The sequence below is a fragment of the Micrococcus sp. genome (assembly GCF_034179925.1).
In the GTDB taxonomy this organism is placed as follows: Bacteria; Actinomycetota; Actinomycetes; order Actinomycetales; family Micrococcaceae; genus Micrococcus.
Genome location: NZ_JAXFPG010000046.1, coordinates 44,504 through 71,402 on the forward strand (window position 1 = coordinate 44,504; position 26,899 = coordinate 71,402).

Consider the following 26,899-nt stretch of genomic DNA (forward strand, 5'->3'; position numbering starts at 1 on the left):
GGGGCGACGACGTCGGGCCGGCGTCGGCGACTACGCTCGGGTCCATGCCCCGCACCTCGGCTCCCCCCTCCGCCGTCCTGGCGCCTCCGGCCGCCCTCAGCGACTCCGCCCGGCAGCGTGCCGCGGGGCTGCGGCACATGAAGCGGGTGGCCACGGGCCTGCTGGTGGTGCTGGCCGTGGTGTTCGCGGTGGCGTTCCCGTTGCAGGACGTGCACCCGGTGTGGGGGTTCGTGCGGGCCGCGGCGGAGGGCGGCATGGTGGGCGCGCTGGCGGACTGGTTCGCGGTGACGGCCCTGTTCCGGCATCCGGCGGGGGTGCCGGTGCCCCACACGGCACTGATCCCCAGGAAGAAGGACCAGCTCGGGGCGGCGCTGACGGAGTTCGTACAGGAGAACTTCCTGGACTCGGACGTGGCCCGGGAGAAGGTGGAGGGCCTGGAGGTGGCCCATGCCGTGGGTGGGTGGCTGCGCCGCCGGGAGAACGCCGCGCGCATGGCCGGTGAGGTGGCCACGGCGGCCCGGTCCGCGATGGCTGCCGCAGACGACGACGCGGTGCAGGAGCTGCTGCAGCAGCTCATGCAGACCCACATGGTGGAGCCGGACTGGTCCCCGACCCTGGCCGGGGTGCTCGAGGACGTGCTGGCCGGGCGCCACCATGTGACGGCGGTGGACCTGCTGGTGGCACACACCGGGGACTGGGTGGCCGCGCACCCCGAGGTGTTCCTGGAGACCGTGCGGCGGCGCTCCCCGGAGTGGAGCCCGGAGCTGGTGGACCGGCTGCTGGCCGAGCGCCTCCACGCGGAGGCCCTCAAGTACCTGGCGGGGGTGCGCGGCGACCCCCACCACGAGGCCCGCCGTTCGATCGACGACTGGCTGGCGCGCCTGGCCGCGGACCTGCGGGCGGACACCCCGGCCCGGGAGTCCGTGGAGCGATTCAAGCGCACCCTGTTCGCAGACGAGAACCTGCGGGCGTGGGTGGGCCGGGCCTGGGCGGCGCTGCGGGACTCCCTCCTGGACGCCCTCGAGGACCCGTCCTCGGACCTGCACCGGGCGCTCGTGGCGGCGCTGGAGGACCTCGGCGCGCGCCTGCAGGAGGACCCGGTGCTGCGGGCCCGGGTGGACGAGCGGGCCCGCCGGGCGGCGGCCTATGCGCTGAGCACCTACGGGCCGGCGCTGACGGGGGTGATCGAGGAGACCGTGTCCCGCTGGGACGGGGAGCAGACCGCGCGCACCCTCGAGCTGCTGGTGGGCCGGGACCTGCAGTTCATCCGGATCAACGGCTCGGTGGTCGGGGCCCTGGCCGGGTTGGGCATCCACACGCTCGCCACGCTGCTGTTCTGAACCGCGCCCGGCGCGGGGACGACGACGGCGACGCACCCGGGCGGGGGCGTCGCCGTCGTCGTGGGGGCGGGTCAGGCCGAGGGGGCGTCCTCGTCCTTGCGGCCGCCTGGCAGGGCCTTGAGCACGCCGGAGAGCAGGCCGCCACGGGAGCGCCCGCCCTCGACGGGGACGGAGGCGATCTCCTCGGGCAGGACGGTGGGCAGCGGGCCGAAGAGCTCGCGGGCGTTCTGCACGACGGCCTTCGCCATGGCCCGGTTGCCCACACCGCCGATCACGGCGCCGATGCCGAACGGCACCGCACGGCCCACGAAGCCGGCGCCCTGGCGGACCAGCAGCCGCTTGATGAAGCGCTTCTTGAGCTGCTCGACGACCATGGCGCCCATGCCCGCCCCGGAGCCGGTGCCGAGCATGGCGGTCAGGCCCGTGGAGGGGTCCCCGGGGCCGCGGCCGCCGGAGCGCTGGGCGAGCTCCCCGAGCAGCTCCTTGGCGTCCTCGCCCAGCATCACGGCCATGACCAGCGCCTTCGAGCGCTCCGGGTCCTGGGTGGTGATGCCGTGCAGTTCGGCCAGGGACTGCGCGTACAGGGCCGTGGCCTCGAGGAAGCCCACCGTGGCGGCCGCGGAGAGCCCCAGGGCGGCCACCGTGCCGATGCCCGGGATGATCGCGGTGCCGCCCACGGCCGCCCCGGCGCCGGTGACGGTGTTCACGTACTGGTCGCTGAGCCGCTGCGCGAGCTGCTCCGGCGTCTCCCCGGGATGGTTCTCACGGATCCGCTGGATGTTCTTGAGCACCAGCGGACGCTGGACGTCCAGCGTCCGGAAGACGACCTTCTCGAACGTCTCGGTGGGGTTGCCGTCCTCGTCGAACGCCGCCTTGACCGCGAAGTCCTTCGCCTTGCCGGAGGCGTACCGGCCCATCATCGAGTTCTTAGCCATGGCGGCCACAGTAGTTCCCGGCACCGGCGCGGACGCAGGGCTGAGGCCCCGCGGGGCGCTCAGCCGAGCGTGTGCTCCAGGAAGATCCGCACGTCCCGGGCCTCCTCCGGGCCGGTGGAGTGCAGCATGCCCGGGTAGGTGCGGGCCGTGAGCAGGGTGTGCTCCTGTGCCCAGGCGGCGGTGTGGGCGATCGCGTCCGGGTGGATCACCACGTCCGAGGTGTCCCGGCCCCAGAAGAACGGTCGGGGCCCCGGGCCCTCTGCGGGCGAGTCCAGGACGTTGAGCAGCTCGTTGTCCACGGCGAACCCGCTCAGACCCACCGCGCACGTGAACGCCTCCGGGCGCAGGCGCAGGGCCGTCGTCGCCATGGCCATGCCCTGGGAGAAGCCGAGCAGGGACACCGTGCGGAACCGCCCCTCGGTCACGTCCTCGGAGGACAGGGCGTCGTACACGCGGTGCGCGGCGGCCAGCACTTGGGCGAAGTCCGACTGCAGGAACAGGTCCAGCAGGAACCAGCCGTGGGCGCCCGGATCCCCCGGGCCCTCGGCGGCGGAGGAGTCGATCTCGAACCCGCCGCGCAGGGCCAGGCCCGTGCAGCGCTCCGGCAGCATCGGGAAGAACGTGCGCGCGGCGCGCACCTCATTGGAGCCGTACCCGTGCAGGACGAGCACCAGGTCCGTGCCCACACGCTGCCCGGCCGGGCGGGACCACACGGCGTGGCCGCCGCTGCTCAGGCGTGAGGGCGTGGGAGCGGGTCCGGAGGGCATGGCTCCATCCTAGGTGTGACGCACGCCCTAGGGCCGCTGGTGGCCCGCAACCGCCCCCACTCGTGATGTTCCGGGGGCGAAAGCCCCACTCGTGATGTTCCGGGGGCGAAAGGGGCCGGAATCCGGGTGGAATTCCGGGCCCTTTCGCCCCCGGAGCGCGGGGAAGGGCGCCCCGAGCGCTGGGGTTTCGCCCCCCGGAGCGCTGGGGCATGGGGGAGGGAACCCCTGTGCTGTGGGCCCTGCGGGGATCGAACCCGCGACCAGCGGATTAAAAGTCCGATGCTCTGCCAGCTGAGCTAAAGGCCCTCCACGCCGGCCCGTCACCGGACCTGTGCGCCCTGTCATGGTAGCCGAGCCCCGCCGGGGCTACCGTGGACCGTCCGCCCACCGACCCCGAGGAGTCCCGTGGCCCACCACCGCTCCGGCCGCGGCACCAGCTCCAGTGCCGCCGGCCTGGTCCGACCGCACCGCCCCCGCCTGACCTCTCCCGAGCAGCTGGCCGTGCTCGCCGGCGGCGAGGACCCCCAACAGGTCTCCGCCGCGGCCGCGCGTCTGGCCCACGCCCTCGTGGAGGGCGGCCGCGCGGAGGAGGACCCGGACGTCGTCGCGCGTCTGGTGGGGCTCGTGCGGGAGGTGGGGGTGGAGACCCTCGCGCAGCTGTGGGCCGACGCCCCCGCGGTCTCGCTCGCCGGCGCCCTGTGGCGGCTCTACGCCCTGCAGGAGGCCACCGCCCGCGACGGCGAGCGCTGGGCCGCCTGGTACCGCGGCGGGTACGCCAACCAGGCCGCGCGTGCCGTGGCCGGGGCCGTGGAGCCGCCCGGGCCGGAGGAGCTGCGCCGGCTCACGGACACGATCCTCACGGGCGCGTACCGGGCGGAGCTGGACGTCGCGCTCGAGCGGGCGGCCGCCTACGCACGGGTGGTGGCGCTCGGCCAGACCCACCACGCCGACGACGCCGACGCCTCCTCCCCGCCCCGGGCCGCCGCCCTCACGGGGCGGGCCGCGCGGCTGATCGCCACAGCGGAGGCCCTCGAGGCCTCCGCGGCGGCCTGGAGGGCGGGCGTGCTGGACTGACGCCCGAGGACGGCCCCGGCCGGGAATCACGGCGGCGGCCGGCTCGTTAGACTGGGAGACGACGGCGCCGGACCGCAGGTGACCCCGGGCTCCAACATTCAGCCGCCACGAGCGGCCTTCCGCCGAGAGGCGTCCCCGGTCCGGTGCCGTCGTCGACATCCCGCCTGAGCAGAGAGGCTGAGCGCGCCGATGGCACCACGTCTGCCCTGGCTCGTCACCCGCGACACCCCCGCCCTCCGTCACCTCGCGGACCTCTGCCTGGCCCTGGGCCGGGCGGTCACCCTGATGGCGCAGCTCAGCTCCACCACCGGGCAGCGCCAGGATCGGGTGGAGCGCGAGCTCACGGACCTCGACGGCACGGCCACCGCCTCCCTCATGGCGTTCCTCACCGCCCTGCGCAGCTCCTATGTGACCCCGATCCCCCGACAGGACCTCTACCAGCTGGCCGGGGGCGTGCACACTGCCGCGCACCGGGTGGTGGGTGCGGGTGTGATGGTGCAGCGCGCCGGCCTCGAGGAGCTGCCCGCCCCCGCCCTGGACCTGTTGGAGACCGTGGGCCGCCAGGCCGAGCTGCTGCGCCGGGCCATGGACCAGCTCCGGGACCTCGACGCCCTCGAGGACACCTGGATGCAGCTCGAGAGCGGCGTCCGCCGGATGGACCGGATCCTCGTGGAGTGGCTCGCGGGCCTCGGCCACGACCTGCTGCAGCGGGACTTCAACCGGCAGCGGGAGGTGGCCTGGGCCCTCCAGTCCGCCGTGGAGTCCCTCTCCCGTGTGAACAGCTGCCTGGGCATGGTGCTCGTCCGTGAGTCCTGACCTGCTCACCCTCCCCTGCACCCGGCGGGCCCACCGGTGACGGCGCCGCTGGTCGGGGTCCTCGCCCTACTCGTGCTGCTGGCGGGCCTGATGGGCTTCCGGGACGCACCGAACGCCGTCGCCCTGCCCGTGCGGCACGGAGCACTCACCCCCCGGGTGTCCCTGGTGATGGCGGCCGTGCTCAACGGTGCTGGGGCTTCCCTGGGGATCCTGCTGGTGGCGGTGGGGGTGCGGTTCGTGGAGCAGCACGTGGGCTCCGGGGGCCCGGGCCTGCTCACCGTGGCCGCGGGTCTGGTGACGGTGCTCCTCTGGGGGGTCCTGCTGTGGTGGCGCCGCATCCCGGCCTCCACCACCAGCGCCCTGATCGCGGCCCTGGCCGGGGCGCACCTGGCCGCGCATGTGGCCCTCGGCGCGCCCCTGGATGAGCGGATCGGCCAGCGGATGGGCGTGGACCTGGCTGTGGGGCTGGTGTTCTCGCCCCTGCTGGCGTGGGCGCTGGCCCGGGTGATCACCCGGCCGGTGGTGGGCCTGGCGACGACGGGCACCACCGTGAACGTGCAGCGCCGGGCCCGGATTGCCCTGGCGGTCTCCGGGGGGACCACCGCGTTCGGCCACGGTGTGCAGTCCGGTCAGCGGCTCGGGGTGCTCTGGGCGGCGTCCGTGCTGGCCGCCGGCGGGCCCTCGCCGGTGCCGGAGGCGTTGACGACGGTGCTGCTCGCTCTGGCGGTGGCCGCCGGCACCCTGGGTGGGGCCTGGCGCATCGCCTGGACGCTCACGGAGCGTCTCACGGACCTGGATCCGCTGCGGGCGGCCGTGGCCACCGTGGTGCCGGCGGCGCTGATCTTCGTCGGGACGATGCTGCTGCACGTGCCGCTGTCCTCGAGCCACACGGTGGCCGCGGGTGTGGTGGGGGCTGGGCAGACGCAGACGTACGCGTCGGTGCGCTGGCCGCAGGTGCTGCGTGTGCTGGGCTGGTGGCTGCTCACCCCTGTGCTCTGCGGCGCCGTGGCGTACGGGCTGGCCCTGGGCCTGGTCGCCGCGATCACCTGACGGCCCGTCCTCGGCACAGCGGGCACCGACGAGCGCCCCGCCGACGGCGGCCCCCGGGTGCAGCCCACCTCCTCCCCCGACGACGGCGGCCCCCGCCTCCGACGCTCCGTGGAACGCCGAGGGCGGGGGCCGCCGTCGTGCAGCTGTTGCAGGCTCAGCCGAAACGGCCGGAGACGTAGTCCTCGGTCTGCTGGTTCGAGGGGTTGTTGAAGATGACGTTGGTCTCGTCGAACTCGATGAGCTTGCCGGGCTTGCCGACGCCCTGGATGTTGAAGAACGCCGTCTTGTCCGCCACGCGCGCGGCCTGCTGCATGTTGTGCGTGACGATGATGACGGTGTACTGCTCCTTGAGCTCGTTGATGAGGTCCTCGACCGCGAGCGTGGAGATCGGGTCCAGGGCGGAGCAGGGCTCGTCCATGAGGATCACGTCCGGCTGGACGGCGATCGAGCGGGCGATGCACAGGCGCTGCTGCTGGCCGCCGGAGAGGCCGGAGCCCGGCTTCTCGAGGCGGTCCTTGACCTCGTTCCAGAGGTTGGCACCCTGGAGGGACTTCTCCACGATCTCGTCCGCACGGGCCTTGTTCAGGCGGGTGCCGTTGAGCTTGTATCCGGCCAGGACGTTGTCCCGGATGGACATCGTGGGGAACGGGTTCGGGCGCTGGAACACCATGCCGATCTGGGAGCGGACCCGCACCGGGTCCACGCCGCTGCCGTAGATGTCCTCGCCGTCGAGGAGGATCTGGCCGTCCACGTAGGCCCCGGGCAGGACCTCGTGCATGCGGTTGATGCTGCGCAGGAAGGTGGTCTTGCCGCAGCCGGAGGGTCCGATGAACGCGGTGACGGTGCGGGGGGCGATGTCGATGGTGACGCCCTCGACCGCCTTGAACTTGCCGTAGTAGACGTCGACGTCGTTGGCCTGGATGCGCTTGGACATGGAGGTTCGGTTCCTTCGGGAGTCGCGTGTGGGGTGGGGCCGACGTCGGTCAGCGGCCGGTCTTGGGGGCGAACGCCTTGGCAATGAGCCTCGCGAGGAGGTTCAGGGACATCACGATCAGCACCAGCAGGAGCGCGGCGGCCCACGCACGGGCGGTGGAGGGGTCGGTGGCAGTCGGCGAGAGCGGGGACACCAGCTGACGGTAGATGTAGACCGGCAGGGCCGTCATCCAGTTGTCGAACGGGTTCCAGTTCACGCTGAGCGCGAAGCCGGCGGTCACGAGGATCGGGGCGGTCTCACCGGCCACACGGGCGATGGCCAGGGTGACGCCGGAGGCGATGCCGGAGATCGCGGTGGGGAGGACCACCTTGGTGATGGTCTGCCACTTGCGCACGCCCAGGGCGTAGGAGCCCTCGCGCAGCTCGTTGGGCACCACGCGCAGCATCTCCTCGGTGGAGCGGACCACCACGGGGATCATCAGCACGGAGAGGGCGATGGCGGCGGTGAAGCCCATCTGCACGTTCTGCAGGGCGCGGGCCTGGCTGCCCATGGTGATCTCCAGGACCCAGGTGACCGCGGCGTAGGCGAACAGACCGGCCACGATCGAGGGGATCCCGGTCATCACGTCCACGAAGAACACGATGGCGCGGGAGAAGACCCCGCCCCGCCCGTACTCCACGAGATAGATGGAGGTGAGCAGACCGATCGGCACGGAGATGACGGTGGCGATCAGGGTGATGACCACGGTGCCGATCAGGGCGTGGCCGAAGCCGCCGGCCAGGCTGCCGGCCGGGGAGCCGGCGGCCACCCAGGCGGCGTCCTCCGCACCGGTGACGCCCTGCATGTCGTAGGCCATGATCTGCGGGTTGGAGACCAGGGTGGGCAAGCCGGTGGCGATGACCGACCACAGCACGGACACCAGGGGCGCCAGGGCGATGAGGAAGGCCAGGCCCACGAGGTTGCGCCACAGCCCGTCGGTGGCGCGGCGGCGGTTCTCCATGACCCGGGTGACCAGGTACATGCCGAGCACGTAGGCGATGGCGGAGAGGACCAGGAACCCGGCCACGGGGAACCCGTCGGCCAGGAGGACGGTCAGGAGGGCGCCCACGGCGAGGGCGCCGGCGGCCACGGCCATCCAGACCCAGCCGGGCTTCTGCCCGCCGGTGAGGGAGTGACGCTGCGGGGCGCGCTGGTCGCCTCCGGGGCGGGTGCTGGTCGTTGCGACGGTGCTCATGTCAGTTCGCCCCCGAGAATTCCTTGTGCTTGTTGACGATCGCGCGGGCGATCATGTTCACCGCGAGGGTGATGATGAAGAGCATGAGGCCGGCGGCGATCAGCTCGTTGAGGCGCATGCCGAAGGCCTCCGGGAAGTTCAGCGCGATCTCCGAGGGGATCGTCTGGTTGCGGCCGGACTCCACGAGCGACCAGGAGAAGATGCCGCCGGAGAGCACCATGGTCACGGCCATGGTCTCGCCGAGGGCGCGGCCCAGGCCCAGCATGACGGAGGAGATGATGCCCGCACGGGCGAAGGGGAAGACGGTCATGCGGATCATCTCCCAGCGTGTGGCGCCGAGACCGAGCGCGGCCTCCTCGTGCAGCTTCGGGGTCTGGGTGAAGATCTCGCGGCACAGCGCGGTGATGATCGGCAGCACCATGACGGCGAGCACCACACCCGAGGTGAGAATGGTGCGGCCGGTCGTGGTCGGCGTCCCGGCGAAGAAGGGGATGAAGCCGAGGTACTCGTTGAGCCACTCGTAGATCGGCACCATCAGCGGGGCCAGGGTGAGCCAGCCCCACACGCCGTAGACCACGGAGGGGATCGCCGCGAGCAGGTCGATGAGGAAGCCGACGGGCTGGGCGATCCGCGGGGCCGCGTAGTGGGAGATGAACAGCGCGACGCCGATCGCCACGGGGGTGGCCAGCAGCAGGGCGATGACGGCGGCCATGAGCGTGCCGGCCATGAGCGGCCACACGTACTCGAAGAAGGAGCCCCCCGAGGGCAGGTCCGCCCCCGGCTGGAGGGCGGGCAGCGCCTCCCCCACGAGGAAGACGGCCACGAAGGCGAGGACCATCAGGATCAGGACGGCCGAGGTCAGGGCCAGGCCGGAGAAGATGCTGTCGCCGGCGGTCCCGCCGCGCGCTCCGCGCAGCGATGTAGACGACGTGCCGGTCGTCTCGGGTGCAGAAGTGGTCACTGTGCCTTCCCTGGGTAGGGCGGGTGGTGGTGGAGGTGGGACGGGGTCCGTCCCGGACGCGGCGTCAGCCGCCGACCCCGAGGTGGGGCCGACGGCCGACGCCGCGGGGATCCGTGCGCCGGATCAGCCCTGAGCGGAGATGGCCTCGATGCGCTTCATCGCGGCCTCGCGGGTGGTGTCGGAGATCGGGGCGTTGCCGGCGGTGTCGTGGGCGGTGGTCTGGCCGTCCGCGGACACCACGTACTCGGCGAAGGCCTTGACCATGTCGGCCTGGTCCTGCGTCGGGTACTGGTTGCAGTAGATGTGGTAGGAGATCAGGACCACGGGGTACACGCCGGCCTCGGAGGTGCCGCGGTTGATCTTCACGGAGCCGTCCTCGTTGGCCTCGGAGGCGTCGACCATCTTGGCGGCGGCCTCGGAGGAGAGGGCGACGTACTCGTCGCCGACCTTGACGTCCACGTTGCCGAGGTCCTTGGCGGCAGAGGCGTCGGCGTAGGTGATGGCGCCCTCGGTGTTGGACACCTGGCCCACCACGCCCTTGGTGCCCTGCGCGGACTCGGCGGTGATGTCGGACGGCCACTCCTCGGCGACCTCGTAGGTCCAGGCCTCGGGGGCGGCCTCGGAGAGGTAGGAGACGAAGTTCTTGGTGGTGCCGGACTCGTCGGAGCGGTGCACCACGGTGATGGTGGTGTCGGGCAGCTCGACGCCCGGGTTCTGGGAGGCGATGGCCTCGTCGTTCCAGGCGCTGATCTCACCCTTGAACACCTTGGCGATGGTCTCGGCGTCCATCTTGATGTTCTGGTCCACGCCCGGCAGGTTGTAGGCGATGGCGATCGGGGAGATGTAGGCGGGCACGTGGAAGGCGCCCTGGTCGCCGCAGACCTCCTTGGACTTCTCGAGCTCGTCCGACTTCATGGCGGAGTCCGAGCCGGCGAAGGCCACGGCACCGTTGAGGAACTTCTCGCGGCCGGAGCCGGAGCCGTCCGGGGAGTACTGGACCTGCAGGTTCGGGGCCACCGAGGTGACACCGTTGGTCCAGGCGCCCATGGCGGACTCCTGGGAGGTGGCACCGGCACCACGCAGCTGGCCCTGGACCTCGGAGGTGGTGCCCTGCGAGCCGGAGCCCTGGGAGCCGGCGGCGTTGTCGCCGTTGTTGCCGGCGGAGGAGCAGGCGGTCAGGGCGATGGCGGCCACGGACAGGACGGCGGCCGAGCGGCCGAAGCGGAGAGCCTTCACGAGGGGTGCCTCTTTCGTTGCGCGATGACGGTGACGGCAGGATCCGCGGAGACCCGGACCTGCACCGCTGACGACGCTAGGCGGCCCACGTGAATCGAATGTCCGGGACGGGTGAACAGCGGGTGAACTCACCGGAGGGGGTCGGTGACGGACACATGACGCGCATCACATCTGACGGTGAGCACGGGTCAGTACCCTGGACGCATGACGGACCGCATCGCCACCGCCACCGGGACGGTGCCGATCGTGGCCCCCTCCTCCCGCACCGAGCGGACCCGCCAGTTCCTGGTGCGCCGGGCCCGGGCCGGGCGCGCGCGGGTGCGCTCCTCCGTGGGCCAGGCCCTCCTGCTCGCGGTGTGCTCCGTGGGCGCCTACGCCTTCGCGGAGCAGGTCCTGGGGCACCCCCGCCCCCTGTTCGCCTCCACCGCCCTGCTGATCGCCCTCGGCTTCCAGCGTGAACCCCGCCTGCGGCGCGTGGCCGAGGTCGCCGTCGGCTGCACCCTCGGGATCCTCATCGGCGACCTGCTCATGCTGGGCCTGGGCCGGGGCGTGTGGCAGGCCGCCGTCGTGGTGTTCGTGTCCCTGCTGGTGGCCCGCTTCCTGGACTCCGGCCAGGTGTTCACCACCCAGATGTCCCTGCAGTCGGTGCTGGTGGTGCTGCTGCCGCCCGACGGGGCGAGCCCGTTCGCCCGCAGCCAGGACGCCGTCGTGGGCGGGGTGCTGGCGCTGATCGTCACCTTCCTCTCCCCGAAGAACGCCGCCCGTGGCCCCGTCTCCCGGCTCCAGGGGCTGCACGGGTCGATGGCGCAGGTGCTGCGGGACCTCTCCCACAGCCTCCGCCACACCGACTCCGGCGAGGCGTGGATGGCGCTCGTGACCGGCCGCACCACCCAGAGCGCACTGGACGACCTCCGCAAGGAGCTGCGCCTGTCCCGCGAGCAGGTGCAGTTCAACCCCCTGCAGCGGAACGTGCGCGGCATGGTGGAGGCCGCGAACACGGCGGTGGACCGCACGGACCTGGCGCTGCGCTCCATGCGGATCGTGGCCCGGCGCGTGGTCAGCCTCCTGGACAACGACGGCCTCGACGACGAGCACCGCGAGCTCCTGGCCGTGTGGTTCGACGAGGCCGCGGATGCCGTCGAGGTGCTCAACCGATCCCTGTCCGAGCCGCAGGAGGAGGGGCGCCACCGTTCCCTCACCGGCGCCCGGGATGCCCTGGGGGCCGCCGCCTCCCGCCTGGACCCGCACACGCTCGGCGGCGGCACGGTGCACGGCGAGGCCCTCGTGATGCTGCTGCGCCCCATGATGGTGGACCTGCTGGAGTCCACCGGCGCCTCCCATGCGGACGCCGTCGCCTACCTGCCGCGGGTCTGAGCGCCCCGGCGCACCGCGCCCGCCACCACGACGCCGGCCCCGGCCGCTACCGCGTCCCCCTCACCCCTAGAGTGACGGCATGGCCACGAAGTCCTCGGCGAAGCGCACCCCCGGATACCGCTGCACGGAGTGCGGCTGGACCTCCCTGACCTGGGTGGGCCGCTGCCGCGAGTGCCAGGCGTGGGGCACGGTGGAGGAGGTCGGCGCGGGCTCGACGCCGGGACGCACCGCCCCGTCCGCCGTCGCCCATCCCGCCCCGCCCATCGCGGAGGTGGACGCGACCCTGGCCTCCTTCCGCTCCACCGGGGTGCGGGAACTGGACCGCGTGCTGGGCGGCGGGCTGGTGCCGGGGGCGGTGATCCTGCTGGCCGGCGAGCCCGGGATCGGCAAGTCCACACTGCTGCTGGACGTGGCGGCCCAGACGGCCCGCGGCACCGGCGGAGAGGGGCCCCGCTCCGTGCTGTACCTCACCGGGGAGGAGTCTGCGGCGCAGGTCCGGGCCCGCGCGGACCGCATCGGCGCCCTCGGGGACACCCTGCGCCTGGCGGCCGAGACGGATCTGGGGCGTGCCCTGGGGCAGATCGAGCGGACGGACCCGGCCCTGGTGATCGTGGACTCGGTGCAGACCCTGCAGTCGGCCGAGGTGGAGGGTGTCGCTGGCGGGGTCACCCAGGTGCGTGAGGTGGCCGCGAGCCTGATCCGCACCGCCAAGGACAAGGGCATCACCACGGTGCTCGTGGGGCATGTGACCAAGGACGGCACGATCGCCGGGCCCCGCCTGCTGGAGCACCTCGTGGACGTGGTGTGCCAGTTCGAGGGGGACCGCCACTCCCGACTGCGCCTGGTGCGGGCCGTGAAGAACCGCTTCGGCCCCACGGACGAGGTCGGCTGCTTCGACCTGCGTGAGGACGGCATCGAGTCCCTCGACGACCCCTCCGGGCTGTTCCTCTCCGGCACGCAGGAGCCCGTGGAGGGCACATGCGTGACGGTCACCCTCGAGGGCCGGCGGCCGCTGGTGGCCGAGGTGCAGTCCCTGCTCACCGCCTCCGCCGGCGGCAGCCCCCGCCGGACGGTCTCCGGGGTGGATGCGGCCCGTGTGAACATGCTGCTGGCGGTGCTGCAGCGGCGAGCCCGGTTCGCCCTGGCCCAGGACGACTGCTACGTGGCCACGGTGGGCGGGGTGCGGCTGTCCGAACCGGCCTCGGACCTCGCGGTGGCCGTGGCCATCGCCTCGGCCAAACTGGGCGCCCCCGTGCCGCAGGGGATGATCGCGGTGGGCGAGCTCGGCCTGGCCGGGGAGGTGCGCCCGGTGCCGGGCATCGGCCGCCGGGTGCGGGAGGCCGCCCGCCTCGGCTTCACCCGGGCCCTGGTGCCCCGCTCCCCCGAGCCGCTCGGGGACGTGCCCGCAGGGTTCGCGGTGGCGCAGGTGGGCACGCTCTCCGAGGCGCTGGCCACCATCCCCACCTGGACCGGCGGAACCGCCTGAGCGGCCGGCGCAGCGGCCTCAGCGGCCAGTGTGGGAGGGGCTCGGCGAGGTGCGGGAGGGGCTCGGAGAGGCCGGCCTGCCCGGAGACGCCGTGGCTTCCCGGCTCTGCGAGGCCCGGGCCGGCGAGGAGGAAGCCCCGGCAGCTGGGCGCGGGGACGGCGTCGCGGTGGCGGACGGACGCGGGGAGGCCGAGGCCGATCCGCGCGTCGTGGGCGAGGCCCCGCGCGTGGCGGAGGGGCTGGAGGAGGCCCGGGCGGAATCCCCGGCGGACGGGCTCGGCGAGGCCGGCCGACCCGACGACGCCGCGGCCTCCGGGGTGGCCGAGCCGCCCGGGGTGCCGGTGATCCGGAAGGCCACCGGCCGGGAGGAGAGGTCCCCCAGGCGCACGATCAGCCGGTAGTTGCCGGGCTCGGCCACCGCCCCGCGGCGGCCGCAGTCCTCGGAGGAGCGCCGCCCGTTCCACGGGTACACGGCGGTCTGCTCGTCGTGGGGCTGGAGCACCCGGTCCTCATGGGTGGGGTCCTCCTGGCAGATGCGGGTGCTCATCGCAGGGTCCTCGCCGTCGGGCCCCTGCACCACGAACTCCTGGCGGGCGGTGCCCACGTCCACCCGGCAGGGCGTGGAGGACAGGTTCGTCACCCCCAGCCGCAGCGCCAGCCCCTGCCCGCGGCCCACCTGCTCCTCGGACACCGAGGCGCTCAGCCGCAGGTCCGTCGGCGCGCACTCGTCCACAGTGGCCGGGTCCACGGCGTCCGGGGTGGAGGAGCCGCTCTCGCGCACGGCGGCCGGCGTCGGGGAGGACACCGGCGTGGGCGCCACAGAGACGGTGGGCTCGGCCGCGCCGCCGCCCCCGGCGGACAGACCCCGGCCCAGCAGCACCCCGATGCCCACCACGAGCCCCAGCAGGACCAGGGCCGCCAGGGCCACGGCGAGGCGGCGGCGCCGGTAGACGGCGGCGGAGTGCGGGCGACGCGGCGGCACGGAGGGCGAGGGCATGCCCACCAGGGTAGGCCCGCAGACCGGCCTGCGGCGGCAGCCCAGCCCGTGCCGCGGCCCGCGCCGCGGCCCCTACAGTGGACGCCATGCCCACGCCGTCCCCCTTCGCGCTCCCCCACGACGCCGACACCGCGGACGGCCTGCATGAGGACGTCCTCACCTGGTTCGCCCGCCACGCCCGGGACCTGCCCTGGCGGGACCCGGACTGCCCGCCGTGGGGTGTGCTGGTCTCCGAGATCATGCTGCAGCAGACCCCGGTGGTCCGGGTGCTGCCGCGCTGGCGGGACTGGATGGAGCGCTGGCCCGCCCCCGCGGACCTCGCCGCCGCCCCCACCGCGGAGATCCTCACCGCCTGGGACCGCCTCGGCTACCCGCGCCGCGCCCTGCGCCTGCAGGAGGCCGCCCGGGCGATCGTCGAACGCCACGGCGGCCGGGTGCCCGCAGACCCGGAGGCCCTGCGCGCCCTGCCGGGGGTGGGCGAGTACACGGCCGCGGCCGTGGCGAGCTTCGCGTTCGGGATCCCGGAGACCGTGGTGGACACCAACGTGCGCCGCGTGCTCGTGCGCGTCCTGGACGGCCGGGCCCTGCCGGCGCGCACGCTCTCCCGGGCAGAGATGCGCCGGGCCCACACCCTGATGCCCGCCGACCCGGACCGCGCCAACGGCTGGAACGCCGCCATCATGGAGCTCGGCGCCCTGGTGTGCACGGCCCGGGCCCCCGCATGTCAGCGGTGCCCGGTGGCGCGGCGATGCGCGTGGGTGGCCGCCGGCAGCCCGCCCCCGGACGAGGCCCCGCGCGGGCAGGCCTGGGCGGGCACGGACCGGCAGGTGCGTGGTGCCGTGATGGCCGCCGTGCGCGCGCACGGGCGGGTGGCCGAAGGCGAGGTGCGGGACGTCGTCGCCGCCGGCGGACGGCTGGGGGCGCACCGGCCCGAGGACGCCCAGTGGGAGCGCGCCCTGGCCGGGCTGCTCGCGGATGGCCTGCTGGTCCGGCACGACGACGGCGCCCTCGCCTTCCCTGGCTGAGCGCGCCCGGGCGGGGTAGGCCGGTCCGGGCGGGGCGGGCCGGCGCGGCTCAGAGGGAACGGATCATGCGGGTGTTGCCGAGGGTGTTCGGCTTCACGCGGGCGAGGTCCAGGAACTCGGCGACGCCCTCGTCCGGGGAGCGCAGCAGCTCCGTGTAGACCTCCGGGTCCACCGCGGACTGGTCCGCCATGACCTCGAACCCGTGGCGCTGGAAGAACTCCACCTCGAACGTCAGGCAGAACACGCGCTCCACCCCCAGACGGCGGGCCCGGCCCAGGAGCGCCTCGAGCACCCGGTGGCCCACGCCCGTGCCGCGCATGTGGTCCGCGACGGCCAGGGTGCGCACCTCCGCGATGTCCTGCCACATCACGTGCAGGGCACCGAAGCCGGCCAGCTCCCCGTGCGCGTCCTCGGCCACCACGAACTCCTGGATGGCCTCGTAGAACACCACCGCCTCCTTCTGCAGGAGCACGCGGCGCTCGGCCAGCGGGGCGACCAGGGCGCGGATGGCGGGCACGTCCGCCGTCCGAGCCGGGCGGAGGGTGATCTCGGAGGGGGCGGACATGGTCTCCAGTCTAGGGACCGCACACGCAGAACCCCCGCCCGAGGGTGTCGGGCGGGGGCTCTGGGGGACAGGGGCTCTGGGAGGGAGTGGCCGGGGCGTCAGGCCAGCTGGCCGCCCATCGTCTGGTTCTCGGCCGCCTCCTGCACGTCGCCCGTCAGGAACTTCTCCTGGGCGGCGTCGACGCCCCGGTTGACGGTGTCGCCGTGGGCACCCAGCTTGTCGCCGTGTTGCTCCTGGACGTTGTCGATCTGCTCGTTGATCGCGTCCACGTGCTCGTTCGCGAGGTTGGGGATGTCGTTGAAACCCACCACGGGGTCCTCCTCCGGTCGGGTCCTGCGGCTCGGGTCAGTCCTTCTCGGTGACGTTCAGTCCTTCTTGGTGAAGGCGTCCTTGACGCCGTCCACGACGCCCTTGAGGGTGTCCCCGGCGTCCTGCGCGGCACCCTTGAGGCCAGCCGCGGCGGACTCGGTCTTGCCCTCGGCCTCCAGGTGGGAGTCGCCGGAGGCCTCGCCGGCCTTGCCCTTCAGGTCGCCCTTGAGCTTGTCGAACGTGTTGCCGAGATCAGCCATGGTCGTCTCCTTCACGGTCCGGGGGCCGGTGCGGCCCGCCTGCGGGGCAGGTCCCCGCCTCTGATGCCCAGTGAACGCCGCGAGGCGCCGGAGGGTCAACCCTCCGGCGCCTCCGGGCCGACGAGATCAGGCCGACGACGTCGGCGCGCTCAGTCCGCCTACGCTGCCTCAGTCCGCCTGCGCGGCGGCGGCGTGGCCGCCGGGGGCCGGGCCGTCGTCGTCGCCCGTACGGGGGGCGCGGGGCACATCCCCGCCGGGGACGCCGTCCTCACCGGTGTCGGTGCCGGCCTCGAGCTCGGGCATCGGGCGGTCCTCCAGCGGCATGCGGCCGCCCTCGTGGGTGAACACCAGCTCGGCCTGCTCCCCCTCGCCCGTGGCGTCCACGTGGATGGTGGCGCCCGGCAGGATCTCGCCGAAGAGGATCTTCTCGGCCAGCTGGTCCTCCACCATCTGCTGGATGGTGCGACGCAGCGGCCGGGCGCCCATGGCAGGGTCGTAGCCACGGTCGGCCAGCAGATCCTTGGCGGCGGTGGTGAGCTCGATGGACATGTCCTGCTCCGCCAGGCGCTTGGCCAGGCGGGAGACGAACAGGTCCACGATCTCCACGATCTCGGACTTCTGCAGCTGCGGGAAGACGATCACATCGTCCACACGGTTGAGGAACTCCGGGCGGAAGTGCTGGCGCAGCTCCTCCCGGACCTTGCCCTTCATCCGCTCATAGCTGGTGGAGGTGTCCGAGACGGACTGGAAGCCGGTCATCACACCCTTGGAGATGTCCCGGGTGCCCAGGTTCGTGGTCATGATGATCACGGTGTTCTTGAAGTCCACCACGCGGCCCTGCGAGTCGGTCAGGCGGCCGTCCTCGAGGATCTGCAGCAGCGAGTTGAATAGGTCCGCGTGGGCCTTCTCCACCTCGTCGAACAGCACCACGGAGAACGGGCGACGGCGGACCTTCTCGGTGAGCTGGCCGCCCTCCTCGTAGCCCACGTAGCCGGGAGGGGCGCCGAACAGGCGCGAGACGGTGTGCTTCTCCTGGAACTCGGACATGTCCAGGGTGATGAGGGCGTCCTCGTCCCCGAACAGGAACTCCGCGAGGGACTTGGCCAGCTCCGTCTTGCCCACGCCGGTGGGGCCGGCGAAGATGAACGACCCGGACGGGCGGTTCGGGTCCTTCAGGCCGGCACGGGTGCGGCGGATCGCCCGGGACAGCGACCTGATGGCCTCGTCCTGGCCGATGACGCGCTGGTGGAGCTCGGCCTCCATGTTGCGCAGGCGGTCGGTCTCCTCCTCGGTGAGCTTGAAGACCGGGATGCCGGTGGAGTTGGAGAGCACCTCGGCGATGAGGTCCTCGTCCACGGTGGCCACGGAGGCGTCCGCACCGGAGCGCCAGGCCTCCTCCTTCTGGCGGTGCTCCTCCTCGAGCTCCTTCTCCTGGTCCCGCAGGCGGGCGGCGCCCTCGAAGTCCTGGCCGTCGATCGCGGCCTCCTTCTGCGCCTTGACCTCGGCGATGCGCTCCTCGTACGCCTTGATCTCCGGCGGCACCGTCATGCGGCGGATGCGCAGGCGGGCGCCGGCCTCGTCGATGAGGTCCACGGCCTTGTCCGGCAGGTGGCGGTCGGAGATGTAGCGGTCTGCGAGGGTGGCTGCGGCCTTGAGGGCGTCGTCGGTGATGGACACCTTGTGGTGGGCCTCGTAGCGGTCCCGCAGCCCGCGCAGGATCTTCACCGCGTCCTCCACGGAGGGCTCGGGCACCTGGATCGGCTGGAAGCGGCGCTCGAGCGCGGCGTCCTTCTCGATGTGCTTGCGGTACTCGTCGAGCGTGGTGGCGCCGATGGTCTGCAGCTCACCGCGGGCCAGCATCGGCTTGAGGATGCTGGCGGCGTCGATGGCGCCCTCGGCCGCGCCCGCCCCGACGAGGGTGTGGATCTCATCGATGAACAGGATGATGTCCCCGCGGGTGCGGATCTCCTTGAGCACCTTCTTCAGGCGCTCCTCGAAGTCGCCGCGGTAGCGGGAGCCGGCCACGAGGGAGCCGAGGTCCAGGGAGTAGAGCTGCTTGTCCTTGAGGGTCTCCGGCACGTCGCCGCGGTCGATGGCCTGGGCCAGGCCCTCGACGACGGCGGTCTTGCCCACGCCCGGCTCACCGATGAGCACGGGGTTGTTCTTGGTGCGGCGGGAGAGCACCTGCATGACGCGCTCCATCTCGCCGGCACGGCCGATCACCGGGTCCAGCTTGCCCTCGTGGGCGGCCGCGGTGAGGTTGCGACCGAACTGGTCCAGCACCACCGAGCCCGCGTTCTGGCCGGCCTCGCCGCCCGCCCCGACGCCGGCGCCGGCAGGCTCCTTGCCGCCCTGTCCGCCCTGGTAGCCGGAGAGCAGCTGGATGACGGTCTGGCGGACACGGCCCAGGTCTGCACCGAGCTGCACGAGCACCTGGGCGGCGACGCCCTCGCCCTCGCGGATCAGGCCGAGCAGGATGTGCTCGGTGCCGATGTAGTTGTGCCCGAGCTGCAGCGCCTCGCGCAGGGACAGCTCCAGGACCTTCTTGGCGCGCGGGGTGAAGGGGATGTGGCCGGGCGGGTTCTGCTGGCCCTGACCGATGTCCTCCTGGACCTTCTCGCGCACCGCGGCGAGGGAGATGTCCATGGACTCGAGGGCCTTCGCGGCCACGCCCTCACCCTCGTGGATGAGGCCGAGCAGGATGTGCTCGGTGCCGATGTAGCTGTGGTTGAGCATGCGCGCCTCTTCCTGGGCGAGCACCACCACGCGCCGGGCACGGTCGGTGAATCTCTCGAACATGTGGGCACACTCCTTGCGTCGGTTCGGGTCGAGACTACGCACCGCGCACGGGCCCCCGGGGAGCTGTTCGCCACAGGGGGAAGGCGGCCGGGGGCCACGACGGGGTGGGGCCGGGCCCCGGGGGGGGTCACGTCCGGCGGGCGTTGCGGTAGGCCTCCACGATGTCGCGGTGCAGACGCCCGCGGTTGGAGACCTCGTAGCCGTTCTCGGCCGCCCACTTGCGGATCTGCGCCGCCTCGAGCTTGGGCGAGGGCGGGGCCACCGCGCGCCCCTTCCTCATGTAGGGCCGCAGCAGCTCGCGCAGCTCCCGCGCGTTCTCCCGCGAGAGGTCGATCTCGTAGTGCCGGCCGTCGAGGGCGAACTGCACCGTCTCCTCCGCCGGGGTGCCGTCGATGTCGTCCACCAGGACCACTTCCGTTCTCTGAGCCATCGTGGTTGTTCTCGCCTCTCTGTTCTCACGCACCCGGTGGCGGATTTCCGCCGGAGGTCCGAGGGGTGTTCCCACTCGTCGAGACCTCTGAATTTCAGGCGCTGGGAGTCACATGAGCCTAGCCCAGATATGCGGATTCCCGCAGGGTTTCACCGGCTCTCCCCGACAGCGCAGACCCCGCCCCTCGAGGGGGCGGGGTCGGGCGGGACGGGCGAGGTCAGCGGCTGGAGCCGGCGTCGTGACGCCGTTCCTCGGCCCAGGCGCGGGCCTCGGCCTCCTCGCGGGCGGCCCGGGCGTCCTCACCGGTGAGGCGACGGCCCCGGCTGGCCCGCTCGGCCGAGTCGGAGCGGAAGATCGAGCGCATGATGAACCAGAAGATCAGGCCGAGCCCCACGGAGGGTGCGAGCACTGAGAAGTACTCCCAGAACGCGCCCATGATCAGGCCTCGGGCTTGAGCAGCGGGAAGAGGATGGTCTCGCGAATGCCGGCGTCGGTGAAGAGCATCACCAGGCGGTCGACGCCGAGGCCGAGGCCGCCCATGGGCGGGGCGCCGTACTCGAGGGCGCGCAGGAAGTCCTCGTCGAGCTGCATGGCCTCGTCGTCGCCGGCGGCGGCACGGCGGGACTGGGCGGTGAGGCGGTCGCGCTGGATCACCGGGTCGATCAGCTCGGAGAACGCGGTGCCGCGCTCCATGCCCCCGATGATCAGGTCCCAGGCCTCGATCACGCGGTCGTCGTCGCGGTTCGGGCGGGCCAGGGGCTGGGCCGTGGGCGGGTAGTCGTACACGAAGGTCGGGTTCATGAGCGTGGGCTCCACGATCTCCCCGAACAGCTCCACCACGAGCTTCTCGGCATCCCAGGCCGGGTCCACCGTGACCTCGTGCTCGGCGGCGATCGCCCGCAGGGTCTCGGCGTCGGTGTCCGGGGTGATCTCCCGGCCCACAGCCTCGGAGAGCCCCGGGTACACGCTCACCCAGGCCCATTCGCCGTCGAGGTCGATGACGCCCTTCTCCGTCTCCAGGCGGCGGCCGGTGCCGACCGCGTCCGCGGCGTTGAGGATGATCTCCTGCATGCGCCGGGCCATCACGTGCATGTCCGCCCAGGCCTCGTAGCACTCGAGGGTGGTGAACTCGGGCGAGTGCGTGGAGTCCACGCCCTCGTTGCGGAACACGCGCCCGATCTCGTACACGCGGTCGATCCCGCCGACGACGGCGCGCTTGAGGTACAGCTCTGTGGCGATCCGCAGGGTCATGTCCTGGTCGAACGCGTTGAGGTGGGTCTCGAAGGGGCGGGCCTGGGCGCCGCCGTGCACGAGCTGGAGGATGGGGGTCTCCACCTCCACATAGCCGTGGCCCTCGAGGGTGCGGCGCACGGCTGAGGTGATCCTGGCGCGGCGGTAGACCATCTGGCGGGCCTCGTCGCGGACGATCAGGTCCGCGTAGCGCTGGCGCACGCGGGTCTCCTCGTTGAGGTCCGCATGCAGCACGGGCAGCGGACGCAGGGCCTTGGAGGCCATCTGCCAGGCGGAGGCCTGCACGGACAGCTCACCACGGCGGGAGACGATCACCCGGCCGGTCACGGAGAGGAAGTCCCCGAGGTCCACGGTCCGCTTCCACTCGGCCAGTGACTCCTCGCCGACCTCAGCGAGGGAGACCATCACCTGCAGGCGCACGGCTTCGCCGGCCGCACCGGTCTCCTGGAGCGTGGCGAAGCAGAGCTTGCCGGTGTTGCGCAGGAACACCACGCGCCCGGTGACGGACACCTCGGGGCCGTCCTCCCAGCCGGCCTCGTGCTTGCCGTCGAACTCCTCGCGGACCGCGGCGAGGGAGTGCGTGCGGGGCACCTGCACCGGGTAGGCCTCGCGGCCGGAGGTCAGGAGCATCTCACGCTTGGCGGCACGCACCGCTTGCTGGTCGTGGTGGTCGACGGCGGCGGGGGCGGGGGTCTCGGAGGTCACGGTCGCCCAGTCTACCGAGCCGCTCAGCTCAGCCCCCGCGGACCTCCGGGTTCACGAGCGCGGGGATCTCACCGCCGGTGGCCATGCCGATCGCGTTGCGAGCGGTGAGCTCGGCCATGGCGGCGCGGGTGCCCGCGGCGGCGCTGCCCAGGTGGGGCAGCAGCATGACGTTGTCCAGCCCGGCCAGGCCCTCGGCCATGGCCGGCTCGTCCTCGTAGACGTCGAGACCGGCGCCGAAGAGGCGGCCGGCACGCAGGGCCGCCACGAGGGCGGTCTCGTCCACCACGGGGCCGCGGGCCGTGTTCACGAGGATGGCGTCGTCCTTCATGCGGGCGAGCGCGTCCGCGTCCACGAGGTGCCGGGTGTCCTCCGTGAGCGGCAGGTGGAGGGAGAGGACGTCGGCGCGCTCCACGAGCTGCTCCCAGCGGACCTGCTCCACCCGGCCGGCCAGGTCGCCGAGCTCGTCCGCGGAGACCTCCCGGTGGTGCGGCGGGCGCGGGGCGAAGATCACCTCCATGCCCATCGCGAGCGCCCGACGGGCCACGGCCCTGCCGATGCGTCCGAACCCGGCCAGCCCCAGGGTGGCCCCGCGCAGGTCCTTGCCGACGAGCAGGTCCCACCGCCAGCCCTCGAACCGGCCCTCGCGCATCATGCGCTCGCCCTCCACGGCCCGCCGGGCCACACCCAGCATGAGCAGCACGGCGATGTCCGCGGTGGCCTCGGTGAGCACGTCCGGGGTGTTCCCGACGGCGATCCCCGCCCGGGTGGCGGCCGCGACGTCCACGTTGTTGCAGCCCACGGCGTAGTTGGCGATGCCGGCGATCCGCGCGTCGGCGAGCACCTCGGCGGTGAACCTCTGGTCCAGGGCGGAGACGACGACGTCGTAGTCCCCCGAGGCGACCAGCTCGGCGAGGCGGCCGTTGCCGCCGACCTCCTCCCCGAGGGTCACCTCCCCGGCCTCGCGCAGCATCTGCATGCCGTTCTCGGCGATGCAGGTCATCAGGAGGAAGCGGCTGGTCATGAGGGGGTCCTTCCATGGGGATGGGGCCGCGGGCGGTGCAGACGCCACGACACACGGATGTGACCAACGTAACGCCGCCGGGCGTGCTGGGACCAGCATCCGGAGCATATGGTTGCCCTTCGTCAACCATCGACCCGCGGCGATCAGCGAGGACCCATGAGCACCCCCACCCCCTCGGACGCCGAGACCCCACCCCCCTCCGGGGCGGGCTCCGCCGCCGAGGCCCACGCCCGGCACCGCCAGATCCTGCAGGCCCTCACCGGTCTGCTGCTGGGCATGTTCGTCTCCATGATCGCGAACACAGTGGTCTCCACCTCCATGCCCGTGATCATCAGCGACATCGGCGGCGACCAGTCCTCCTACACCTGGGTGATCACCGGCTCCCTGCTGGCCACCGCGATCGCCACCCCCATCTGGGGCAAGCTCGCCGACCTGCTCGACCGCAAGGTACTCTTCCAGCTGGCGATCGTCCTGTTCACGGCCGCCTCCGCCTCCGCCGGATTCACCCAGAACCCCGCGTTCCTCATCACCTGCCGCGTGCTGCAGGGCCTCGCCGGCGGCGGCCTCATCGCACTGAGCCAGGTGATCATGGCGGACATCATCAGCCCCCGCGAACGCGGCCGGTACATGGGCTTGTTCGGGGCGGTCATGGCCGTCGCCACCGTCGGCGGCCCGCTCGCCGGCGGCGTGATCACCGACCTGTGGGGCTGGCGGTGGAACTTCTTCGTGTCCGTGCCCTTCGCCGTGCTCGCCCTGATCATGGTGCAGCGCACCCTGCACCTGCCGTCCCGCCGACCTCGGGCGGTGCCCATCGACTACCTGGGCATCGTGCTGCTCTCCACGTCCACAGCCCTGCTGCTGATCTGGGTCACCTCCGCCGGCCACGCCTTCGCATGGGCCAGCGCCACCACGGCGTGGATGGTGGGCGGAGCCGTGCTCGCCGCCGTCCTGTTCGTGGTGGTGGAGCTGAAGGTCCGCGAACCCCTGATCCCCCTGGCCCTGTTCCGGAACCGCACCTTCACCCTCGCCACGGTGGCCTCGATCGCCACAGGCCTGGCCATGTTCGGCGCCTCCGTGTACCTCGCCCAGTACATGCAGCTGGCCCGCGGGGCCACCCCCACCCAGGCCGGGCTGATGACGATCCCCATGATCGCCGGCATGCTGCTGGCCTCCGTGCTGATCGGCCGCCGCATCACCCGCACCGGGGCGTGGAAGCGGTGGCTCGCCACCGGTGCGGCACTGCTGATCGCCGGGACCGCCCTGCTGGGCACCCTCCACTACGACACCCCGTTCTGGCTGGTGTCCGTGCACATGCTCCTGCTCGGGGCGGGCGTGGGCATGACCATGCAGAACCTCGTACTCGTGGTGCAGAACACCACCGACCCGCGCCGGATCGGCGTGGCCAGCTCCGGGGTGACCTTCTTCCGCACCCTGGGCGGGAGCATCGGCGTCGCCGTGATGGGCGCCGTGGTGGCCACCGTGGTGCCCTCCCGCTTGGAGGCACGACGCGCGGACCTGGCGGCGGCCCTGCAGGGCCTGGGCCCGGCGGGGGTCGAGTGGGCGCAGCGCCTGCACTCCGGCACCCTGCCCCGGGTCGCGGAGATGCCGGACGCCCTGCGCGAGATCGTCGAGGACGCCTACGCCACCGGCATCGCCCAGGCCTTCCAGGTGGGCGTGCCCCTGGCCGTGGTCGCCCTGGCGGCCATCCTCTTCCTGCCGAACACCCCCCTGGGCCGCATGACCACCACCGAGCGGATCGACGCGGAGCGGGAGCCCCGTGGCTGAGCGCGAGACCGCCGTCACCGAGCTCGAGGAGTCCTTCACCCGGCTCATCCGACACCACCGCCAGGTGCTCTCCCGGCAGGCGGACGCCCTGGCCCCAGGGATGTCTCTGGGAGCCATGAAGGCGTTCCTCGCCCTCGAACGGCACGGGCCCCTGACCCCCTCGGCGCTCGCCGACCGCCTGGGGGCGGGCCGGGCCCAGACCTCCCGCATGCTCCGCGAGCTCGAGGAGCACGGGCTCGTGCACCGGGAGGCGGACCCCCAGGACCGCCGCTCGGCCCTGCTCACACCCAGCACCCTCGGGCACCAACGCCTGGCCTCACTGCGTCAGGACGGCGGCGCCGGCCGCCTGCACCGGGTGCTCCAGGACTGGGACCCGCAGGACGTGCGCACCCTCGCCCGACTCCTCACCCGCCTCGTGGACGAGGGAGAGGGCCAGGAGTGCGCGCACCTCACCAGATGACCACACGCTCCTCCGGGGCCAGCCACATCGGGTCGCCCTCCTGCGTGCCGTAGGCGGCGTGGAAGGCGTCCAGGTTCTTGGCCACCTGGTTGCAGCGGAACTCGTTGGGCGAGTGCGGGTCCGAGGCGATCCGGGTGACCATGGCCTCCGGACGGGTGAGCTGACGCCACACCGCGGCCCACGCCGTGAAGAACTCGCGGTCGCCCGCGGCGGTGTCCTGGGAGTCGGCGTCCTGCTCCTCCCGCCAGATCTCCAGCGCCCGGTACGCGATGCCCAGGCCACCGAGATCCCCGATGTTCTCCCCGAGGGTGAACTCGCCGTTGACGGTGCGCTCCGGGGCCTCCGCCGGGCAGAGCCGGGAGTACTGGTCCACCAGGCGGGCCGTGCGCTCGGCGAAGGCCTCCCGGTCTGCGGGGGTCCACCAGTCGTGCAGGCGGCCGGCGCCGTCGTACCGGGAGCCCTGGTCGTCGAACCCGTGGCCGATCTCGTGGCCGATCACCGCGCCGATCGAGCCCAGGTTCGAGGCCATGGACAGCTGCGGGTCGAAGAAGGGCGGCTGGAGGATCGCCGCCGGGAACACGATCACGTTCTCCAGCGGGGAGTAGTAGGCGTTCACCGTCTGCGGGGTCATGTGCCACTCGTCCGGGTCCGGCCCGTCCTCCAGCTTGGCCAGGTCCCGGTCCCACTCGAACCGGGCCGTGGCCCGCGCGTTGCCCACCAGGTCCGTGGGGTCCAGCTCCAGCGCGGAGTAGTCCCGCCAGGCGGTGGGGTGGCCCACCATCGGGCGGAACATCGCGAGCTTCTCCAGCGCCCGCTGGCGGGTCTGCTCACCCATCCACTCCAGCTCGCCGATGGACCGGCGGTAGGCCTCCAGCAGCAGGGAGACGAGCTCGTCCATGGCCTCCCGATGGCCCTCGGGGAAGTGCCGGGCCACATACAGGCGGCCGACGTCCTCCCCCACGCCCGCGTTCACGAACGAGACGGCCCGCTTCCACCGCGGGCGCGGCTGCTCGGACCCGGCCAGCCGGCGGCCGTAGAAGGAGAAGCTCTCCTGCACGAACGGCTCCGGCAGGTACGCCGCGAACGAGCGCAGGATCTGCAGGGTGAGCCAGTGGCGCCAGTCCGCCAGGTCCGCCGCATCCGGGCCCTGCAGCAGCTCCTGCACCCCGGCGAGGAAGTCCGGCTGCCACACCACGACCTCCTCGGAGCGGGGCCCCTGCGCCCCCACACCGTCCAGCCAGGCCGGGGCCAGGGGGAACAGCTCGAGCAGGCGTGCCCGCGGCATCAGGTTGTAGCGGGCCACGGCGTCCCGGGTGCGGACCAGGTCCCAGTGCACGGCGGCGATGCGCTTCTCCAGCGCCACCACCCGCTCCCCCAGGGCCACGGACTCGGCCTCGTCCGCGCCGACGCCCGCGAGCGCGAACATCGCCCCCACGTGCGCGGTGTAGTGGGCCAGGATGTCCGCGTAGGCCTCCTCGCGGTAGTACGCCTCGTCCGGCAGGCCCAGCCCGCCCTGGAGCAGGTGCAGGAGCATGCGCTCGGGGCGACCGGCGTCGTTGAGGGCGCCCGTGTTCACCAGCCCGGACACGCCCTCGCGCTGCAGCCGCCCGGACAGGTGCAGCAGCTCCTCGGGGGAGGAGACGGCGGCGGCGGCCGCGAGGTCCCCGGCGAGGGGCTCGAGGCCGCGGGCGGCCACGGTCTCCTCGTCCATGAATGAGCGGTACAGGGCGGCCACGCGCCGACGGTCCGCGGGGGCGTCCTCGCCCTCCCGCACGGCGTCCTCGGCGAGGTGGCGCACGGCCAGCTCGGCGGCGTCGCGCAGCTCGAGGAACGCACCGTAAGCGCCCTGGTCCGCGGGGATCTCATGGGTGGCCAACCACTCGGCGTTCACGTGGCGGTAGAGGTCCTCCCGGGGGCTGGGTGCCGGGGTCTGCTCGGTGGTGGCGCTCATGCGGTCCTCTCTGGGTGTGCGGCCGCACGCGGGCGGCCCGACGGTCCGGTTCTGCTCGTGGGCACTCTAGCGGCCGGGGCGGACGCCTCTGCAGCCCCCCCCGGGGACGACGACGGGCGCGCACCACGGCAGGGT

General features: G+C 72.9%; 25 protein-coding genes and 1 tRNA gene. 9 read left to right on the forward strand and 17 right to left on the reverse strand.

What is annotated here, in order from left to right; translation table 11 throughout:
• The first annotated feature begins 44 nt into the window (after positions 1 to 44).
• The gene (locus tag SPI96_RS09145; RefSeq protein WP_321082055.1) at positions 45 to 1,340 is read left to right on the forward strand and encodes a DUF445 domain-containing protein; all 1,296 of its coding nucleotides are present in this window, start codon (positions 45 to 47) and stop codon (positions 1,338 to 1,340) included.
• A gap of 71 nt (positions 1,341 to 1,411) precedes the next feature.
• Here the strand turns inward: SPI96_RS09145 and SPI96_RS09150 are convergent, their stop codons facing one another.
• From SPI96_RS09150 to SPI96_RS09160, 3 genes are all read right to left on the reverse strand, one after another.
• The gene (locus SPI96_RS09150; RefSeq protein WP_321082056.1) at positions 1,412 to 2,275 is read right to left on the reverse strand and encodes a hypothetical protein; all 864 of its coding nucleotides are present in this window, start codon (positions 2,273 to 2,275) and stop codon (positions 1,412 to 1,414) included.
• A 59-nt stretch (positions 2,276 to 2,334) separates the two neighbouring features.
• Entirely contained in the window at positions 2,335 to 3,042 is a 708-nt protein-coding gene (locus SPI96_RS09155) for an esterase (protein WP_321082057.1), read from the reverse strand.
• Positions 3,043 to 3,275: 233 nt separating this feature from the next.
• A tRNA-Lys gene (locus tag SPI96_RS09160) sits at positions 3,276 to 3,348 on the reverse strand.
• 99 nt (positions 3,349 to 3,447) lie between these two features.
• Between SPI96_RS09160 and SPI96_RS09165 the strand changes: the two genes are divergently transcribed.
• The 3 genes from SPI96_RS09165 to SPI96_RS09175 all read left to right on the forward strand — a co-directional run bounded on the left by SPI96_RS09165 (position 3,448) and on the right by SPI96_RS09175 (position 5,982).
• Positions 3,448 to 4,116: a hypothetical protein gene (locus SPI96_RS09165; protein WP_321082058.1), complete on the forward strand. Its 669-nt coding sequence runs from the start codon at positions 3,448 to 3,450 to the stop codon at positions 4,114 to 4,116.
• Between the two features lie 189 nt (positions 4,117 to 4,305).
• The gene (locus tag SPI96_RS09170; RefSeq protein WP_321082059.1) at positions 4,306 to 4,932 is read left to right on the forward strand and encodes a hypothetical protein; all 627 of its coding nucleotides are present in this window, start codon (positions 4,306 to 4,308) and stop codon (positions 4,930 to 4,932) included.
• A gap of 36 nt (positions 4,933 to 4,968) precedes the next feature.
• Positions 4,969 to 5,982 carry an inorganic phosphate transporter gene (locus SPI96_RS09175; RefSeq protein ID WP_321082060.1) on the forward strand — a complete coding sequence of 338 codons (1,014 nt, stop codon included), beginning with the start codon at positions 4,969 to 4,971 and terminating at the stop codon, positions 5,980 to 5,982.
• A 154-nt stretch (positions 5,983 to 6,136) separates the two neighbouring features.
• On the opposite strand, the gene pstB is transcribed toward SPI96_RS09175, so the two are convergent.
• From pstB to pstS, 4 genes are all read right to left on the reverse strand, one after another.
• Entirely contained in the window at positions 6,137 to 6,916 is a 780-nt protein-coding gene (gene pstB / locus SPI96_RS09180; RefSeq protein WP_321082061.1) for a phosphate ABC transporter ATP-binding protein PstB, read from the reverse strand.
• Between the two features lie 49 nt (positions 6,917 to 6,965).
• Positions 6,966 to 8,150: a phosphate ABC transporter permease PstA gene (pstA, locus tag SPI96_RS09185; RefSeq protein ID WP_321082062.1), complete on the reverse strand. Its 1,185-nt coding sequence runs from the start codon at positions 8,148 to 8,150 to the stop codon at positions 6,966 to 6,968.
• Position 8,151: 1 nt separating this feature from the next.
• On the reverse strand, positions 8,152 to 9,111 hold the full coding sequence (pstC, locus tag SPI96_RS09190) for a phosphate ABC transporter permease subunit PstC (RefSeq protein WP_321082063.1): 960 nt from the start codon (positions 9,109 to 9,111) through the stop codon (positions 8,152 to 8,154).
• A 123-nt stretch (positions 9,112 to 9,234) separates the two neighbouring features.
• Positions 9,235 to 10,347, reverse strand: a complete 1,113-nt coding sequence (gene pstS, locus SPI96_RS09195) for a phosphate ABC transporter substrate-binding protein PstS (protein ID WP_321082064.1) — start codon at positions 10,345 to 10,347, stop codon at positions 9,235 to 9,237.
• A gap of 204 nt (positions 10,348 to 10,551) precedes the next feature.
• Between pstS and SPI96_RS09200 the strand changes: the two genes are divergently transcribed.
• Positions 10,552 to 11,721 (forward strand): FUSC family protein, encoded by a 1,170-nt coding sequence (locus SPI96_RS09200; RefSeq protein ID WP_321082065.1) that lies wholly within the window; start codon positions 10,552 to 10,554, stop codon positions 11,719 to 11,721.
• A 79-nt stretch (positions 11,722 to 11,800) separates the two neighbouring features.
• Positions 11,801 to 13,207: a DNA repair protein RadA gene (gene radA / locus SPI96_RS09205; RefSeq protein ID WP_321082066.1), complete on the forward strand. Its 1,407-nt coding sequence runs from the start codon at positions 11,801 to 11,803 to the stop codon at positions 13,205 to 13,207.
• 18 nt (positions 13,208 to 13,225) lie between these two features.
• On the opposite strand, the gene SPI96_RS09210 is transcribed toward radA, so the two are convergent.
• Complete coding sequence (locus tag SPI96_RS09210) at positions 13,226 to 14,203, reverse strand: hypothetical protein (protein ID WP_321082067.1); 978 nt, start codon at positions 14,201 to 14,203, stop codon at positions 13,226 to 13,228.
• An 86-nt stretch (positions 14,204 to 14,289) separates the two neighbouring features.
• Here SPI96_RS09210 and SPI96_RS09215 point away from each other — a divergent pair, with 86 nt between their 5' ends.
• Positions 14,290 to 15,228 (forward strand): A/G-specific adenine glycosylase, encoded by a 939-nt coding sequence (locus SPI96_RS09215; RefSeq protein ID WP_321082068.1) that lies wholly within the window; start codon positions 14,290 to 14,292, stop codon positions 15,226 to 15,228.
• Positions 15,229 to 15,277: 49 nt separating this feature from the next.
• Here the strand turns inward: SPI96_RS09215 and SPI96_RS09220 are convergent, their stop codons facing one another.
• The 8 genes from SPI96_RS09220 to SPI96_RS09255 form a co-directional block, all read right to left on the reverse strand.
• Positions 15,278 to 15,793 carry an amino-acid N-acetyltransferase gene (locus tag SPI96_RS09220; protein WP_321082069.1) on the reverse strand — a complete coding sequence of 172 codons (516 nt, stop codon included), beginning with the start codon at positions 15,791 to 15,793 and terminating at the stop codon, positions 15,278 to 15,280.
• A gap of 98 nt (positions 15,794 to 15,891) precedes the next feature.
• Positions 15,892 to 16,104, reverse strand: coding sequence for a hypothetical protein (locus SPI96_RS09225; protein WP_321082070.1), 213 nt, complete (start codon positions 16,102 to 16,104; stop codon positions 15,892 to 15,894).
• A gap of 54 nt (positions 16,105 to 16,158) precedes the next feature.
• Positions 16,159 to 16,362 carry a CsbD family protein gene (locus SPI96_RS09230; protein WP_321082071.1) on the reverse strand — a complete coding sequence of 68 codons (204 nt, stop codon included), beginning with the start codon at positions 16,360 to 16,362 and terminating at the stop codon, positions 16,159 to 16,161.
• Positions 16,363 to 16,530: 168 nt separating this feature from the next.
• Entirely contained in the window at positions 16,531 to 19,161 is a 2,631-nt protein-coding gene (locus SPI96_RS09235) for an ATP-dependent Clp protease ATP-binding subunit (RefSeq protein ID WP_321082072.1), read from the reverse strand.
• A 127-nt stretch (positions 19,162 to 19,288) separates the two neighbouring features.
• On the reverse strand, positions 19,289 to 19,591 hold the full coding sequence (locus SPI96_RS09240; protein WP_321082073.1) for an Lsr2 family protein: 303 nt from the start codon (positions 19,589 to 19,591) through the stop codon (positions 19,289 to 19,291).
• Between the two features lie 217 nt (positions 19,592 to 19,808).
• Positions 19,809 to 20,027 carry a hypothetical protein gene (locus tag SPI96_RS09245; protein WP_321082074.1) on the reverse strand — a complete coding sequence of 73 codons (219 nt, stop codon included), beginning with the start codon at positions 20,025 to 20,027 and terminating at the stop codon, positions 19,809 to 19,811.
• A gap of 2 nt (positions 20,028 to 20,029) precedes the next feature.
• Entirely contained in the window at positions 20,030 to 21,547 is a 1,518-nt protein-coding gene (gene lysS, locus SPI96_RS09250; protein WP_321082075.1) for a lysine--tRNA ligase, read from the reverse strand.
• A 28-nt stretch (positions 21,548 to 21,575) separates the two neighbouring features.
• The gene (locus SPI96_RS09255) at positions 21,576 to 22,568 is read right to left on the reverse strand and encodes a D-glycerate dehydrogenase (protein ID WP_321082076.1); all 993 of its coding nucleotides are present in this window, start codon (positions 22,566 to 22,568) and stop codon (positions 21,576 to 21,578) included.
• Positions 22,569 to 22,724: 156 nt separating this feature from the next.
• Between SPI96_RS09255 and SPI96_RS09260 the strand changes: the two genes are divergently transcribed.
• Positions 22,725 to 24,353 (forward strand): MDR family MFS transporter, encoded by a 1,629-nt coding sequence (locus SPI96_RS09260; RefSeq protein ID WP_321082077.1) that lies wholly within the window; start codon positions 22,725 to 22,727, stop codon positions 24,351 to 24,353.
• Positions 24,346 to 24,813 (forward strand): MarR family winged helix-turn-helix transcriptional regulator, encoded by a 468-nt coding sequence (locus SPI96_RS09265; RefSeq protein ID WP_321082078.1) that lies wholly within the window; start codon positions 24,346 to 24,348, stop codon positions 24,811 to 24,813. The genes SPI96_RS09260 and SPI96_RS09265 overlap by 8 nt, the downstream gene beginning before the upstream one ends.
• Here the strand turns inward: SPI96_RS09265 and SPI96_RS09270 are convergent.
• A complete protein-coding gene (locus SPI96_RS09270; protein WP_321082079.1) occupies positions 24,803 to 26,764 on the reverse strand; it encodes a M13 family metallopeptidase in 1,962 nt (653 codons plus the stop codon). The two genes, SPI96_RS09265 and SPI96_RS09270, sit on opposite strands and share 11 nt — an antisense overlap.
• Between the last annotated feature and the right edge of the window lie 135 nt (positions 26,765 to 26,899).

Excerpts from the sequence above, each read along its gene's own strand:
- SPI96_RS09170 (WP_321082059.1), top strand. The coding sequence starts at position 4,306 with ATGGCACCACGTCTGCCCTGGCTCGTCACCCGCGACACCCCCGCCCTC.
- SPI96_RS09210 (WP_321082067.1), bottom strand. The coding sequence starts at position 14,203 with ATGCCCTCGCCCTCCGTGCCGCCGCGTCGCCCGCACTCCGCCGCCGTC.
- SPI96_RS09270 (WP_321082079.1), bottom strand. The coding sequence starts at position 26,764 with ATGAGCGCCACCACCGAGCAGACCCCGGCACCCAGCCCCCGGGAGGAC.
- SPI96_RS09260 (WP_321082077.1), top strand. The coding sequence starts at position 22,725 with ATGAGCACCCCCACCCCCTCGGACGCCGAGACCCCACCCCCCTCCGGG.
- SPI96_RS09155 (WP_321082057.1), bottom strand. The coding sequence starts at position 3,042 with ATGCCCTCCGGACCCGCTCCCACGCCCTCACGCCTGAGCAGCGGCGGC.
- pstA (WP_321082062.1), bottom strand. The coding sequence starts at position 8,150 with ATGAGCACCGTCGCAACGACCAGCACCCGCCCCGGAGGCGACCAGCGC.
- pstB (WP_321082061.1), bottom strand. The coding sequence starts at position 6,916 with ATGTCCAAGCGCATCCAGGCCAACGACGTCGACGTCTACTACGGCAAG.
- SPI96_RS09220 (WP_321082069.1), bottom strand. The coding sequence starts at position 15,793 with ATGTCCGCCCCCTCCGAGATCACCCTCCGCCCGGCTCGGACGGCGGAC.
- SPI96_RS09255 (WP_321082076.1), bottom strand. The coding sequence starts at position 22,568 with ATGACCAGCCGCTTCCTCCTGATGACCTGCATCGCCGAGAACGGCATG.
- SPI96_RS09240 (WP_321082073.1), bottom strand. The coding sequence starts at position 19,591 with ATGGCTCAGAGAACGGAAGTGGTCCTGGTGGACGACATCGACGGCACC.
- SPI96_RS09230 (WP_321082071.1), bottom strand. The coding sequence starts at position 16,362 with ATGGCTGATCTCGGCAACACGTTCGACAAGCTCAAGGGCGACCTGAAG.
- SPI96_RS09150 (WP_321082056.1), bottom strand. The coding sequence starts at position 2,275 with ATGGCTAAGAACTCGATGATGGGCCGGTACGCCTCCGGCAAGGCGAAG.
- SPI96_RS09200 (WP_321082065.1), top strand. The coding sequence starts at position 10,552 with ATGACGGACCGCATCGCCACCGCCACCGGGACGGTGCCGATCGTGGCC.
- SPI96_RS09215 (WP_321082068.1), top strand. The coding sequence starts at position 14,290 with ATGCCCACGCCGTCCCCCTTCGCGCTCCCCCACGACGCCGACACCGCG.
- SPI96_RS09235 (WP_321082072.1), bottom strand. The coding sequence starts at position 19,161 with ATGTTCGAGAGATTCACCGACCGTGCCCGGCGCGTGGTGGTGCTCGCC.
- SPI96_RS09245 (WP_321082074.1), bottom strand. The coding sequence starts at position 20,027 with ATGGGCGCGTTCTGGGAGTACTTCTCAGTGCTCGCACCCTCCGTGGGG.
- radA (WP_321082066.1), top strand. The coding sequence starts at position 11,801 with ATGGCCACGAAGTCCTCGGCGAAGCGCACCCCCGGATACCGCTGCACG.
- SPI96_RS09145 (WP_321082055.1), top strand. The coding sequence starts at position 45 with ATGCCCCGCACCTCGGCTCCCCCCTCCGCCGTCCTGGCGCCTCCGGCC.